The 12,803-nt window shown below is 69.0% G+C and carries 14 protein-coding genes; 11 read left to right on the top strand and 3 right to left on the bottom strand.

Features of this window, described 5'->3' with window-relative positions:
* The first annotated feature begins 234 nt into the window (after positions 1 to 234).
* The 7 genes from ACZ4MF_RS29020 (at position 235) to ACZ4MF_RS28990 (ending at position 6,710) form a co-directional block, all read left to right on the top strand.
* Entirely contained in the window at positions 235 to 1,665 is a 1,431-nt protein-coding gene (locus tag ACZ4MF_RS29020) for an amino acid permease (RefSeq protein WP_467494811.1), read from the top strand.
* A 135-nt stretch (positions 1,666 to 1,800) separates the two neighbouring features.
* Positions 1,801 to 2,223, top strand: coding sequence for a M67 family metallopeptidase (locus ACZ4MF_RS29015; RefSeq protein ID WP_071383822.1), 423 nt, complete (start codon positions 1,801 to 1,803; stop codon positions 2,221 to 2,223).
* A 79-nt stretch (positions 2,224 to 2,302) separates the two neighbouring features.
* Positions 2,303 to 2,398 carry a putative leader peptide gene (locus tag ACZ4MF_RS29010; protein ID WP_023550193.1) on the top strand — a complete coding sequence of 32 codons (96 nt, stop codon included), beginning with the start codon at positions 2,303 to 2,305 and terminating at the stop codon, positions 2,396 to 2,398.
* A gap of 86 nt (positions 2,399 to 2,484) precedes the next feature.
* Complete coding sequence (locus ACZ4MF_RS29005) at positions 2,485 to 2,763, top strand: MoaD/ThiS family protein (protein WP_356034121.1); 279 nt, start codon at positions 2,485 to 2,487, stop codon at positions 2,761 to 2,763.
* Positions 2,764 to 2,780: 17 nt separating this feature from the next.
* Positions 2,781 to 3,731 (top strand): PLP-dependent cysteine synthase family protein, encoded by a 951-nt coding sequence (locus tag ACZ4MF_RS29000; protein WP_356034123.1) that lies wholly within the window; start codon positions 2,781 to 2,783, stop codon positions 3,729 to 3,731.
* Positions 3,732 to 4,009: 278 nt separating this feature from the next.
* Positions 4,010 to 6,085, top strand: coding sequence for a putative Ig domain-containing protein (locus tag ACZ4MF_RS28995; RefSeq protein ID WP_467494810.1), 2,076 nt, complete (start codon positions 4,010 to 4,012; stop codon positions 6,083 to 6,085).
* Positions 6,086 to 6,230: 145 nt separating this feature from the next.
* The gene (locus ACZ4MF_RS28990; RefSeq protein WP_467494809.1) at positions 6,231 to 6,710 is read left to right on the top strand and encodes a hypothetical protein; all 480 of its coding nucleotides are present in this window, start codon (positions 6,231 to 6,233) and stop codon (positions 6,708 to 6,710) included.
* A 6-nt stretch (positions 6,711 to 6,716) separates the two neighbouring features.
* Here the strand turns inward: ACZ4MF_RS28990 and ACZ4MF_RS28985 are convergent, their stop codons facing one another.
* Positions 6,717 to 7,223 (bottom strand): type II toxin-antitoxin system PemK/MazF family toxin, encoded by a 507-nt coding sequence (locus ACZ4MF_RS28985; RefSeq protein WP_467494808.1) that lies wholly within the window; start codon positions 7,221 to 7,223, stop codon positions 6,717 to 6,719.
* A 229-nt stretch (positions 7,224 to 7,452) separates the two neighbouring features.
* Between ACZ4MF_RS28985 and ACZ4MF_RS28980 the strand changes: the two genes are divergently transcribed.
* Positions 7,453 to 8,205, top strand: coding sequence for an MBL fold metallo-hydrolase (locus tag ACZ4MF_RS28980; protein WP_467494807.1), 753 nt, complete (start codon positions 7,453 to 7,455; stop codon positions 8,203 to 8,205).
* 58 nt (positions 8,206 to 8,263) lie between these two features.
* Here the strand turns inward: ACZ4MF_RS28980 and ACZ4MF_RS28975 are convergent, their stop codons facing one another.
* Entirely contained in the window at positions 8,264 to 9,511 is a 1,248-nt protein-coding gene (locus ACZ4MF_RS28975; protein WP_467494806.1) for a PTS transporter subunit EIIC, read from the bottom strand.
* A 144-nt stretch (positions 9,512 to 9,655) separates the two neighbouring features.
* A complete protein-coding gene (locus ACZ4MF_RS28970) occupies positions 9,656 to 10,957 on the bottom strand; it encodes a PTS transporter subunit EIIC (RefSeq protein ID WP_467494805.1) in 1,302 nt (433 codons plus the stop codon).
* Between the two features lie 127 nt (positions 10,958 to 11,084).
* Between ACZ4MF_RS28970 and ACZ4MF_RS28965 the strand changes: the two genes are divergently transcribed.
* The 3 genes from ACZ4MF_RS28965 (at position 11,085) to ACZ4MF_RS28955 (ending at position 12,631) form a co-directional block, all read left to right on the top strand.
* On the top strand, positions 11,085 to 11,318 hold the full coding sequence (locus ACZ4MF_RS28965) for a PTS sugar transporter subunit IIB (protein WP_356034141.1): 234 nt from the start codon (positions 11,085 to 11,087) through the stop codon (positions 11,316 to 11,318).
* Between the two features lie 78 nt (positions 11,319 to 11,396).
* Positions 11,397 to 12,134, top strand: coding sequence for a ribonuclease PH (gene rph / locus ACZ4MF_RS28960; RefSeq protein WP_467494804.1), 738 nt, complete (start codon positions 11,397 to 11,399; stop codon positions 12,132 to 12,134).
* A gap of 98 nt (positions 12,135 to 12,232) precedes the next feature.
* On the top strand, positions 12,233 to 12,631 hold the full coding sequence (locus tag ACZ4MF_RS28955) for a hypothetical protein (RefSeq protein WP_467494803.1): 399 nt from the start codon (positions 12,233 to 12,235) through the stop codon (positions 12,629 to 12,631).
* Positions 12,632 to 12,803 lie beyond the last annotated feature (172 nt).

The raw sequence follows: 12,803 nt of genomic DNA, 5'->3' as shown, positions 1-12,803 counted from the left end.
GCCGTTCTTTGTCCGCTTTTTCCTGTGTGGTGCGCCACAACGCGCCCCTGCAATCAATATTGCGGCCGTGATAAATCTTCACGACCGCCCGGCCGACGCCACCCATGTCGGGCCGGGTGCGCCACCGAGCCGACGACCGTCGGCCAGGCACAACTCCATCAATCCGGGGGGATCGAAACCCGATCCGAGGCCGACGAGGGGCCGCGGTTCGGCATGGAGAAAGGCGCACCACACATGACCTCAGCGCAGGTCGATCAGCATCACGACGGCAATGAGGCCGTGCGGGACGGCGAGGGCGGCGAGGGGTATCAGCGCGGGCTCGGGGCCCGGCAGATCCAGATGATCGCCATCGGCGGTGCCATCGGCACCGGCCTGTTCCTCGGCGCGGGCAAGGGCATCTCCAAGGCCGGCCCGAGTCTGATCCTGGCGTACGCCGTCGCGGGCCTCGTCATCTTCCTGATCATGCGGGCACTCGGCGAACTGCTGATGTACCGCCCGGTGTCGGGTTCGTTCTCGGAGTACGCGCGCGAGTTCATCGGCCCCTTCGCGGGCTTCGTCACCGGCTGGACGTACTGGCTGTTCTGGGTGGTCACCGGCATCACCGAGGTCACCGCCGCGGCCGCCTACATGACGTACTGGTTCGCGATCCCGCAGTGGGTCTCGGCCCTGATCTTCACGATCGTGCTCTACGCCGCCAACCTGATCTCCGTGAAGCTCTTCGGCGAGCTGGAGTTCTGGTTCTCCATGGTCAAGGTCACCGCGATCATCGGCATGATCCTGATCTGCGTCGGCATCCTCACCGTCGGCTTCTCCGACGCGGGCAGGACCGCCTCCGTCAGCCACCTGTGGAACGACGGCGGCTTCTTCCCGCACGGCGTCGGCAGCACCCTGATGACCCTCCAGATGGTCATGTTCGCCTTCCTCGCCGTCGAGCTGGTCGGGGTGACCGCGGGCGAGTCCAAGGACCCGAAGAAGGTCCTGCCCAAGGCGATCAACACCGTGCCCTGGCGCATCGCCGTCTTCTACGTCGGCGCGCTGATCATGATCCTGTCGGTGGTGCCGTGGACCGAGTTCCACCCGGGCGTGAGCCCCTTCGTGGCCGCGTTCCAGAAGATGGGCCTGTCCGTCGGCGCCGGCATCGTGAACTTCGTCGTCCTGACGGCCGCGCTCTCCTCCTGCAACTCCGGCATGTACTCCACTGGCCGCATGCTGCGCGACCTGGCGCAGAACGGCCAGGGACCCCAGGCGTTCACCCGGCTGACGCGCAGCGGCACCCCGCTCGTCGGCACCACGTTCTCCGCCGCGCTGATGCTCGTCGGCGTCTGGATCAACTACCAGTGGCCGGGCAAGGCGTTCGACTACGTCGTCTCCTTCGCGACCATCTCCGGTATGTGGGCCTGGATCGTCATTCTGATCTGCCAGATCCGCTACCGGACGAAGGCCGACCGCGGACTGCTGCCGCAGAGCGAGTTCCGCGCGCCGTGGGCGCCGTACACCAGCTACGCCGCGCTCGCGTTCATCTTCATGGTGATCGTGCTCATGGGTATCGACAAGGACGCCCGGGTGTCGCTGTACTGTGCTCCGCTGTGGGCCGCGATCCTCGGCGTCTCCTACTGGGTGCTCAGGCGCCGCAACCCGCAGGCCGCGGCCTTCGTCAAGCGCTGACCTCCTCCCCGGGACGTCCGGCATATGGGCCGTTCCGTACCATCCCTCGGTACGGAACGGCCCTTCTGCTTTCCCGCCCGTCTCCCACCACCACCCCAAACGAGCGCTTCGCGCGCTCCGCTTATTCTGGCCAGCATGCTGACCATCACCCAGGCCCTCGTCGACCAGATCGTCGCCCACGCGCGCAAGGACCACCCCGACGAGGCGTGCGGCGTCGTGGCGGGCCCGGCGGGCTCGGACCGTCCCGAGCGCTTCGTCCCCATGCTGAACGCGGCGATGTCGCCCACGTTCTACGAGTTCGACTCGGGCGATCTGCTCAAGCTCTACCGCGAGATGGACGACCGCGACGAGGAGCCGGTGGTCATCTACCACTCCCACACCGCCACCGAGGCCCACCCCTCGCGCACCGACATCTCCTACGCCAACGAACCCGGCGCCCACTACGTCCTCGTCTCCACCGCCGACACCGACGGCCTCGGCGATTTCCAGTTCCGTTCCTTCCGGATCGTGGACGGCGAGGTCACGGAGGAGGAGGTCACGGTCGTGGAGGCCTACTGATCTCAGTCGTCGGACGAAATGCGTCCGGCATGCGGGATCACACTCCGGGACCCGGACCGGGAATCGTTACGATGAGCGCATGGTTCTGAACGACGTGAGCGAGAAAGCGCCGGGCATGCTGCTCGTGGCGCGGCTGCACGTCGATCTGTGCAGGCTGAACAGCGCCATCTGTTGACGTTTCCCGCCGCCGTACGGCCGTGAGCCACGGCGCGCTACGCCGTGCGCCCACTTTCCGACCCTTTCCGACAGGAGCCCGCAACCATGGCCATCGAGGTCCGCATCCCGACCATCCTCCGCACGTACACCAACGGTGAGAAGGCGGTGGAGGGCAAGGGGAACACCCTCGCCGAGCTGTTCGCCGACCTCGAGACCCGGCACGCGGGCGTCGAGGCCCGCATCGTGGACAACGGCCAGCTGCGCCGCTTCGTCAACGTGTACCTGAACGACGAGGACGTCCGTTTCGTGGACGGCATCAACACCAAGCTGTCCGACGGCGACACCGTGACGATCCTGCCGGCCGTCGCCGGCGGCATGCGCTGATCGGTCGCTGAGCAGCGATGCGCTACGACTCCCCGCTGGCCGCGGTGGGCAACACCCCCTTGGTGCGCCTGCCGCGGCTCTCGCCGTCCGCCGACGTCCGGATCTGGGCCAAGCTGGAGGACCGCAACCCCACCGGCTCGGTCAAGGACCGCCCCGCGCTGCACATGATCGAGCAGGCGGAGAAGGACGGCCGGCTGACCCCGGGCTGCACGATCCTGGAGCCCACCTCCGGCAACACCGGCATCTCGCTGGCCATGGCCGCCAAGCTCAAGGGCTACCGCATGGTGTGCGTGATGCCCGAGAACACCTCGCAGGAGCGCCGGGACCTGCTCGGCATGTGGGGCGCCGAGATCATCTCCTCGCCGGCGGCGGGCGGCTCCAACACCGCCGTGCGCGTGGCCAAGGAACTGGCCGCCGAGCACCCCGACTGGGTGATGCTCTACCAGTACGGCAACCCGGACAACGCCGGCGCCCACTACGCCACGACGGGCCCGGAGATCCTCGCCGACCTGCCGTCGATCACGCACTTCGTCGCGGGCCTCGGCACCACCGGCACCCTGATGGGCGTCGGCCGCTACCTGCGCGAGCACCGGCCGGGCATCCAGATCGTCGCCGCCGAACCGCGCTACGACGACCTCGTCTACGGCCTCAGGAACCTCGACGAGGGCTTCGTACCGGAGCTGTACGACGCCTCGGTCCTCACCACCCGCTTCTCGGTCGGCTCGGCCGACGCGGTCACCCGCACCCGTGAACTCCTCCAGCAGGAGGGCATCTTCGCGGGCGTCTCCACCGGCGCCGCCCTGCACGCGGCGATCGGCGTGGGCCGCAAGGCGGTCAAGGCGGGGGAGTCCGCCGACATCGTCTTCATCGTGGCCGACGGCGGCTGGAAGTACCTGTCCACCGGCGTCTACACGGCGGCCACCACCGAGGAGGCCATCGAGACGCTCCAGGGCCAGCTCTGGGCGTAACGCCGTAACACCGCATTAACGCGCATCAAGCGGTCGCCAGCCCCCTCTCATGAGGGGGCTAAGCCATTCCTATGGCGAGGCAAAGAAATCCCCCCGGTACTGCCGGTCCCGACCCCGCCGGAGCTACGTTCCTCGGCGCACCCTGTCATGTCACGCTCACTCGGCGCCATGGCAGGTGACTGCGAGTGTCATGCTCATGACTGCGCGGCACCGCCGCTACGCGCGTCACGGGCCTGCCAATCCAGTGAAATCCCCACTTCAACCGGAGGCAGCACCCCATGCGTGAGTCACGCCCGAGCAGCCGGAGACGCAGTCTGCGAAGACTCGTCGCCGTCGCCTTCCCCGCCCTCGCCCTCACCGTCGCCGGACTCACCGCGGCACCCACGGCAGGGGCGGCCCAGGCGGCCACCGCTCCCGCGCCCCACACCTCCAAGGTGACGCAGAACAGCAAGGCCCTGACCGACCCGAAGCGGCAGGCGTTCCACTCGACCGGCAAGGCCGGCCAGAAGGTGCCGACCCAGCACCTGTGCGCCACCGCCAAGCCCGGCGAGGCGTCCTGCTTCGCGCAGCGCCGCACCGACGTCAAGCAGCGGCTCGCCGCGGCGCTCGCCGCCGCCACCCCCTCCGGCCTCTCGCCGGCCAACCTGCACAGCGCCTACAACCTGCCGACGTCGGCCGGTTCGGGCATGACCGTCGGCATCGTCGACGCCTACAACGACCCCAACGCCGAGTCGGACCTGGCCACTTACCGCTCCACCTACGGCCTGTCCGCCTGCACCAAGGCCAACGGCTGCTTCAAGCAGGTCAGCCAGACCGGTTCCACCACCTCGCTGCCGACCAACGACACCGGCTGGGCCGGTGAAGAGATGCTCGACATCGACATGGTCAGCGCGGTCTGCCCGAACTGCAGCATCGTCCTGGTCGAGGCCAACTCCGCCACCGACTCCGACCTCGGCACCGCCGAGAACGAGGCCGTCGCGCTCGGCGCCAAGTTCGTCTCCAACAGCTGGGGCGGCTCCGAGTCCTCCGCCCAGACCAGCGAGGACTCCCAGTACTTCAAGCACCCGGGCGTCGCGATCACCGTCTCCGCGGGCGACTCCGCCTACGGCGCCGAGTACCCGGCGACCTCCCAGTACGTGACCGCCGTCGGTGGCACCGCGCTCTCCACCGCCTCCAACTCCCGCGGCTGGACCGAGTCCGTCTGGAACACCTCCAGCACCGAGGGCACCGGCTCCGGCTGCTCGGCGTACGACCCGAAGCCGAGCTGGCAGACCGACACCGGCTGCTCCAAGCGCATGGAGGCCGACGTCTCCGCGGTCGCCGACCCGGCCACCGGCGTGGCGGTCTACGACACCTTCGGCGGCTCCGGCTGGGCGGTCTACGGCGGCACCAGCGCCTCCTCGCCGATCATCGCGAGTGTCTACGCCCTCGCGGGCACCCCGGGCGCGAGCGACTACCCGGCGAAGTACCCGTACCAGCACACGAGCAACCTGTACGACGTGACGAGCGGCAACAACGGCTCCTGCTCTCCGTCGTACTTCTGCACCGCGGGCACCGGCTACGACGGCCCGACCGGCTGGGGCACCCCGAACGGCACCGCCGCCTTCACCTCCGGCGGCAGCAGCGGCGGCAACACGGTGACCGTCACCAACCCGGGCAGCCAGTCCACCACCACGGGCAGCTCGGTCAGCCTGCAGATCAAGGCCTCCGACAGCGGCAGCGCCTCCCTGACCTACAGCGCCTCCGGCCTGCCGACCGGCCTGTCGATCGGCAGCTCCACCGGCCTGATCTCCGGCACGGCGTCCACCGCGGGCACCTACCAGGTCACCGTCACCGCGACCGACTCCACCGGCGCGACCGGCTCGACCTCCTTCACCTGGACCGTCGGCACCTCCGGCGGCGGCTGCACCTCCTCCCAGCTGGTGGCGAACCCGGGCTTCGAGTCGGGCAGCACCGGCTGGACCGCGACCAGCGGCGTCATCACCAACGACACCGGTGAGGCGGCCCACAGCGGCTCGTACAAGGCCTGGCTCGACGGCTACGGCTCCAGCCACACCGACACCCTGTCCCAGTCGGTGACCATCCCGGCCGGCTGCAAGGCGAGCTTCACCTTCTACCTGCACATCGACACCGCCGAGACCGGCAGCACCGCGTACGACAAGCTGACGGTGAGCGCCGGTTCGACGACCCTGGCGAGCTACTCGAACCTCAACGCCAACTCGGGTTACGCGCAGAAGACCTTCGACCTGTCCTCGTTCGCGGGCCAGACGGTCACCCTGAAGTTCAACGGTGTCGAGGACTCCTCCCTCCAGACCAGCTTCGTCATCGACGACACGGCCGTGACGACCAGCTGATCCGCACCGCCTGAACCACCCGGACCACCCGTGATCCCGCACGCGGAAGGAAATATTCCGCGTGCGGGATCCGTTCGTCGTGCCGGTACGTCTCATCTGCACCAGGCGGCCGACTCCCCACGGCCACGGCAGAAAGGCGAAACCCATGCGTCGTAGCGCGACGTCCCTCGCAGCCCTCGCGGCCGCGGTGCTGCTGCTCGCCGGATGCGGCTCCAAGAGCGGCACGAGCGACCAGGGAGGCAAGGGCGGCAAGGGCACGGACACCGGAACTGCGGGCACGGTCTCGCCCTCGGCACCGGTCGGCGGCTGTGCCTCCACCGTCGAGCTGAAGGCGACCGACGCCGGCCGCACGGTCTGCGTGGCCAAGGGCGGCGAGGTCCGGCTGACCCTGGAGGGCACCAAGTCCCGCCCCTGGAAGCCGGTCCAGGCGAGCGGCACCGCCCTGAAGGCGGTCAACACCGGCTTCGTCATCCGGCCGGGCCAGGCCACGGCCGCCTACCACGCCGTGACGGCCGGCACCGAGAAGCTGACCACGTCCCGCCCGCTGTGCGCGCAGCCGACGAAGCCCGGCGGGGTGTCGTGCATGGGCATCCAGGAGTGGGCGGTCACGGTGACCGTGAAGTAGGGGCGCTCAGCCCGCCAGATGCCGGACCTGGTCCCACAGCACCGGGTCCACCACACCCACCCGGCGCCGGAAGTCGCCGACCGGCACTTCGCGCAGTTCGTCGGTCTCCAGGAAGCTGGGCCTGCCCCGGGCGTCGCCGACCGCGCCCGGGGGCAGCGGGATCACCCCGGACCGCTCGTCGTGGTACTTGCTGGTGATCTTCGCGACCGTTGCCCGGTTCCCGCGCACCGCCAGCACCAGACACGGCCGGTCCTTCGCCCTCCCGTCGCCCGCCACCGCCCTGTCCGACGCGCTAGCGCCCCCCTTTGATTCTGTCCGGTCCTCGTAGGGAACGTCCGCCCACCAGATGTCCCCCGGGACGGGCCGTCCGTCACGCGCGCGCGTACCGGCGCGCCCCGGCGGCCGCAGCCGCCGACCGCCGGGCCGGCGGCCACGGCCCCAGCCGTCGACGAGCGTGGCGACCAGCGCGAGCAGTACCACCGCCGCGAGCGCCAGCCACCAGGACGTGTCCATACGACGACGTTACCGGCGCGCGCTGCGGATCGCGCGCCCTTGGCGTTTCTTCTGCGCCCCCTTTCCAGCCGAACCGGTGACAGCGCAGGTGAGTTCGCCCACAACGGCCCTTTGCGGAGGAGCGACCCGCGCTTTCGCGCCTTACGCTCGACAAACCGCACGACCCCCGTTTTCCCGCCCATTTGATCTTGCTGTTCTGATCTTCACCGCCAACGGAGGTTTCTGCTTCATGAAGCTCACCGTCGTCGGCTGCTCGGGGTCGTTCCCGTCCGCGGAATCGGCCTGTTCGAGCTACCTCGTCGAGGCCGACGGCTTCCGGCTGCTTCTCGACATGGGCAACGGCGCCCTGGGCGAGCTGCAGCGCCACTGCGGTCTCTACGACCTCGACGCGATCTTCCTCAGCCATCTGCACGCCGACCACTGCATCGACATGCTCGCGTACTTCGTCGCGCGGTACTACCGCCACGACGGCGGCCGCTGCGACCCCATCCCGGTCTACGGCCCCGAAGGCACCGAGCACCGCCTCACCACGGCGTACGCCGACACCCCTTCCGCCTCCTCGATGAGCGAGGTCTTCGACTTCCACACGGTCAAGCCCTCCACGTTCGAGATCGGCCCCTTCACGGTCCACACCGACCTGGTCCGCCACCCCGTCGAGGCGTACGGCATCCGCGTCGAGCACGCCGGGAAGTCCCTGACGTACTCCGGGGACACGGGTGTCACCGAGGCCCTGGACGAGCTGGCCCGGGACACCGACCTGTTCCTGTGCGAGGCCGCGTTCACGCATGGCAAGGAAGAGATCCCCGACCTCCACCTCAACGGCCGCGAGGCGGGTGAGTCGGCCGCGCGCGCCGGCGCCCGGCGCCTGGTCCTCACCCACATCCCGCCGTGGACCGACCCGGAGGCCAACCTCCGTGACGCGCGCGCGGTGTTCGGCGGGCCGGTGGACCTGGCCGCGCCCCGGGCGACGTACGAGATCTGAGACCACGTACGAGAAAGGCCCCGGAACCGAACGGGTTCCGGGGCCTTCGCGTGGAGTGCTATGCCTTCGTCAGGTCCTCGACCTCTTCATCGGGCTCGCGGCCCGGGGTGGGGAGGTTGAACCTGGTGATCGCGAAGCGGAAGACCACGTAGTAGATCGCCGCGAACACCAGGCCGATCGGGATGATCAGCCAGGGCTTGGTCGCGAGGTTCCAGTTGAGCGCGTAGTCGATGAAGCCCGCGGAGAAGGTGAAGCCCGCGTGCACGCCGAGCGCCCAGGTGATCGCCATGGACAGGGCCGTCAGCACCGCGTGGATCGCGTACAGCATCGGGGCGATGAACATGAAGGAGAACTCGATGGGCTCGGTGACACCGGTGACGAAGGACGTCAGCGCGAGGGAGATCATCATGCCCAGCACGGCCTTGCGGCGCTCGGGGCGGGCGGAGTGCGCGATGGCGAGCGCGGCGGCCGGCAGACCGAACATCATGATCGGGAAGAAGCCCGACATGAACATACCGGCGTGCGGGTCACCGGCGAAGAAGCGGTTGAGGTCACCGTGGACGATCTGACCGGCGGAGTTCTTGTAGTCGCCGATCTGGAACCAGGAGACGGTGTTCACGAACTGGTGCATGCCGACCGGGATCAGCGCACGGTTGACCAGACCGAACAGTCCCGCGCCCAGCGCGCCGAGACCGGTGATCCACTCACCGGCGTTGGAGATGCCCTCACCGATGGGCTTCCAGACCAGACCGAAGAAGACACCCATGAGCGTGCCGACGAAGGCCATGATGATCGGCACCAGCCGGCGGCCGTTGAAGAAGCCGAGCCAGTCCACCAGCTTCTTGCGGTGGTAGCGCTGCCACAGCACGGCGGCGAACAGACCCATCAGGATGCCGCCGAGCACACCCGGGTTGTTGTAGGTGGCCTCGACTATCTTGCCGCTCTCGATGTGCTGCTGGGTCAGCGGGAACGCCTTCAGCACGTTGCTGTAGACCAGGAAACCGACCAGGGCGGCGAGCGCCGTCGAGCCGTCGGACTTCTTGGCGAAGCCGATCGCGACACCGATGCAGAACAGCATCGGAAGGTTGTCGAAGATCGCACCACCGGCCGTGGCGAACACCGCCGTGACCTTGTCGGGCAGGTGCAGCTTGTCATGGACGTCCTGCTGCCCCAGACGCAGCAGAATGCCCGCCGCCGGCAGTACGGCGATCGGCAGCTGGAGACTGCGGCCGACCTTCTGCAGGCCCTGGAACAGGCCGGATCCCCGCTTCTTCGCGGGAGCCGCCGTGGCGGTGGCGGTGCTCATGGTGGGTTCCTCCATCGGTGGTGGTCTACACCACTCAGTGGTGTAGACCTGTTGTAGCACGATGAAGGTGGGATAAGGAACCACGAAATCCGCTACCAGAACGCTACGCGGTGTGCCGGTGTGCTAAAGGGGACCGGGCCCGGCTCAGGCCTTGGTGATGTCCTCGACCTCTTCCTCGGGCTCCCGGCCGGGGGTCTTCAGGTCGAACCTCGTGATCGCGAACCGGAAGACGACGTAATAGACCGCCGCGAAGCACAGACCGATCGGAACGATCGCCCACGGTCTCGTCGCCAGGTTCCAGTTGATCACGTAGTCGATCAGGCCCGCCGAGAAGCTGAAGCCGTCGTGCACCCCGAGCCCCCACGTCACCGCCATCGACACGCCGGTGAGCACGGCGTGGACGGCGTACAGCAGGGGCGCGATGAAGAGGAAGGAGTACTCGATGGGCTCGGTGATGCCCGTCACGAACGACGTCAGCGCCACCGAGAGCATGAGACCGCCGACCTCCTTGCGACGGCTCGGCCGCGCGCAGTGCGTGATGGCGAGCGCGGCGGCCGGCAGCGCGAACATCATGATCGGGAAGAAGCCCGAGGTGAACTGCCCCGCGTGCGGGTCGCCGGCCAGGAACATGTTGATGTCGCCGTGCACCACCGTGCCGTCCGGCTTGGTGAAGCTGCCGAACTGGAACCAGATGGGCACGTTCAGGAACTGGTGCAGGCCGACCACCAGCAGCGCGCGGTTCGCCAGCCCGAAGACGCCCGCGCCCCAGGCGCCCGCGTCCCGCAGCCAGTGGCTGAAGCTCTCCAGCCCGCTGCCGATCGGCGGCCAGATCCACAGGCACAGCGCCGCGAACACGATCGCGACGAACGCCATCAGGATCGGCACCAGCCGGCGGCCGTTGAAGAAGCCCAGCCAGTCCACCAGCTTCGTGCGGTGGAACCGCGCCCAGAAGAACGCGGCCAGCAGACCCATCACGATGCCGCCGAAGACACCCGGGTTCTGGAAGGTGTAGGGCGTCACCGACCCCACGCCCGCACCGGTGCTGACCTGACAGCCGACCTGCGGGACCGCCTTCGAGCCGCCCGGACAGGACTCGGGGAACTGGTGCAGCACGCCGTAGTAGACGAGGAACCCGGCCACCGCCGCGAGCGCCGTCGAGCCGTCCGCCTTCTTCGCCATGCCGATGGCCACGCCCACGCAGAACAGCAGCGGCAGGCCGAGCGAGCCGTCGAGCAGGGCACCGCCCGCGCCCGTCATCACCTTGGACACGTTCGTCCAGCCCAGTCCGTCCTTGCCGAACACGTCCGGCTGGCCGAGGCGGTTGAGGATGCCCGCCGCGGGCAGCACCGCGATCGGCAGCTGGAGGCTGCGGCCCATCTTCTGCAGGCCCTGGAAGGCACGGTTCCAGCGGGCGCGGGCGGGGCTCACCTCGGCCTCTGTGGTCATCGGTTGGCGACCGCCTGTCCTGTGGTGTAGACCAGTCGTGGACGATTGAGTTTGCTGTGACGTCATCCTTCGGTACGCACGGCGCAATCGCTCGCGAAGTTGGGCCAACTGTGCGTGAGGAGACCAAATGGCCAGCAAGGCTGAGAAGATCGTCGCCGGCCTCGGCGGTATCGACAACATCGACGAGATCGAGGGCTGCATCACCCGGCTGCGCACCGAGGTGCACGACGCCGCCAAGGTCGACGAGGCCGCCCTGAAGGCCGCCGGCGCCCACGGCGTCGTCAAGATGGGCACCGCCATCCAGGTCGTCATCGGCACCGACGCCGACCCGATCGCCGCGGAGATCGAAGACATGATGTGAACCGCGCCGGTTCACCTGTAAGGGGCTCTTCCCGACGCGGGAGGAGCCCCTTCCCCGTGTGCGGCTAGGCTCGTCGCCATGTCTCGCATCGACGGCCGTACCCCCGAACAGCTCCGCCCGGTCACCATCCAGCGCGGGTGGAGCAAGCACGCCGAGGGCTCCGTCCTCGTCTCCTTCGGCGACACCAAGGTGTTCTGCACCGCCTCCGTGACCGAGGGCGTCCCGCGCTGGCGCAAGGGCAGCGGCGAGGGCTGGGTCACCGCGGAGTACGCCATGCTGCCCCGCGCCACCAACACCCGCGGCGACCGCGAGTCCGTCAAGGGCAAGATCGGCGGCCGTACCCACGAGATCTCCCGCCTCATCGGCCGCTCCCTGCGCGCCGTCATCGACTACAAGGCGCTCGGCGAGAACACCATCGTCCTCGACTGCGACGTCCTCCAGGCCGACGGCGGCACCCGCACGGCCGCGATCACCGGCGCGTACGTCGCCCTCGCCGACGCCGTCGCCTGGGCCCAGGGCAAGAAGCTGATCAAGGCCGGCCGCCAGCCGCTCACCGGCACGGTCTCCGCCGTCTCGGTCGGCATCGTCGGCGGCGTCCCCCTCCTCGACCTCTGCTACGAGGAGGACGTGCGCGCCGAGACCGACATGAACGTCGTCTGCACCGGCGACGGCCGCTTCGTCGAGGTCCAGGGCACCGCCGAGGCCGAGCCCTTCGCCCGCGACGAACTGAACGCCCTGCTCGACCTCGCCGTCAGCGGCTGCGACGAACTGGCCCGGATCCAGCGCGCCACCCTGGACGCCACGCTCGGGAAGTAAAGCGCGGACCAACAGAAGGGGTGCGCGGGGGCAACCCGCGCACCCCTTCCCGGCGTCCTTCGGGTACAGCAGCCCAACCAGGGGAGGGGACCACCACCATGGCCGTCAGCCGACGCCGCCGTCTCACCGCCGTCGCCGTCGTCGCGGCGACCGTCGCGCTCACCGCCGGCCTGACCACCGGATGCGACAGCGTCGGCAAGGCCCTCGACTGCGTGCACACCGCCGACTCCATCGCGGACAGCGTCACCGGCCTGCAACAGGCCGTGGAGAACGCGGCGAACGACCCGACCCAGGCCGACGACTCGCTGAACTCCATCGAGAAGAACCTCGACAAGATCGGCGACAAGACCGACCACGCGGACGTCAACAAGGCGGTGGACGACGTGAAGAAGGCGGTGGACAACGTCCGCACGGCCATCAAGAACGGTGACCGCACTCCGGACGTGAGCCCGGTGACGGACGCGGCGGGTGAATTGACCAAGGTGTGCACCAAGTGACCTAGGGCCTGTCGTCGAATTCCCGTCCGTGCGGCGTCTGGCACGCGCTCCCCCGGAGGGGCACCCCCAGCGGCGTTGTCGTCGGTCGCCGACTCCCCCGCGCTCGGCTTCGCTCGGGCGGGAGGGGCCTCACGCGTCGACTCCCTCCTCCGCCGTGCAGCAGACGCCGCGC

The organism is Streptomyces sp. NPDC025793 (assembly GCF_055558375.1).
This window is presented reverse-complemented; position numbering and strand designations above follow the sequence as displayed.

What these genes read in the sequence shown, in the direction of transcription:
- ACZ4MF_RS29020 (WP_467494811.1), top strand. Translation starts at nt 235, where the DNA reads ATGACCTCAGCGCAGGTCGATCAGCATCACGACGGCAATGAGGCCGTG.
- ACZ4MF_RS29015 (WP_071383822.1), top strand. Translation starts at nt 1,801, where the DNA reads ATGCTGACCATCACCCAGGCCCTCGTCGACCAGATCGTCGCCCACGCG.
- ACZ4MF_RS29010 (WP_023550193.1), top strand. Translation starts at nt 2,303, where the DNA reads ATGGTTCTGAACGACGTGAGCGAGAAAGCGCCGGGCATGCTGCTCGTG.
- ACZ4MF_RS29005 (WP_356034121.1), top strand. Translation starts at nt 2,485, where the DNA reads ATGGCCATCGAGGTCCGCATCCCGACCATCCTCCGCACGTACACCAAC.
- ACZ4MF_RS29000 (WP_356034123.1), top strand. Translation starts at nt 2,781, where the DNA reads ATGCGCTACGACTCCCCGCTGGCCGCGGTGGGCAACACCCCCTTGGTG.
- ACZ4MF_RS28995 (WP_467494810.1), top strand. Translation starts at nt 4,010, where the DNA reads ATGCGTGAGTCACGCCCGAGCAGCCGGAGACGCAGTCTGCGAAGACTC.
- ACZ4MF_RS28990 (WP_467494809.1), top strand. Translation starts at nt 6,231, where the DNA reads ATGCGTCGTAGCGCGACGTCCCTCGCAGCCCTCGCGGCCGCGGTGCTG.
- ACZ4MF_RS28985 (WP_467494808.1), bottom strand. Translation starts at nt 7,223, where the DNA reads ATGGACACGTCCTGGTGGCTGGCGCTCGCGGCGGTGGTACTGCTCGCG.
- ACZ4MF_RS28980 (WP_467494807.1), top strand. Translation starts at nt 7,453, where the DNA reads ATGAAGCTCACCGTCGTCGGCTGCTCGGGGTCGTTCCCGTCCGCGGAA.
- ACZ4MF_RS28975 (WP_467494806.1), bottom strand. Translation starts at nt 9,511, where the DNA reads ATGAGCACCGCCACCGCCACGGCGGCTCCCGCGAAGAAGCGGGGATCC.
- ACZ4MF_RS28970 (WP_467494805.1), bottom strand. Translation starts at nt 10,957, where the DNA reads ATGACCACAGAGGCCGAGGTGAGCCCCGCCCGCGCCCGCTGGAACCGT.
- ACZ4MF_RS28965 (WP_356034141.1), top strand. Translation starts at nt 11,085, where the DNA reads ATGGCCAGCAAGGCTGAGAAGATCGTCGCCGGCCTCGGCGGTATCGAC.
- rph (WP_467494804.1), top strand. Translation starts at nt 11,397, where the DNA reads ATGTCTCGCATCGACGGCCGTACCCCCGAACAGCTCCGCCCGGTCACC.
- ACZ4MF_RS28955 (WP_467494803.1), top strand. Translation starts at nt 12,233, where the DNA reads ATGGCCGTCAGCCGACGCCGCCGTCTCACCGCCGTCGCCGTCGTCGCG.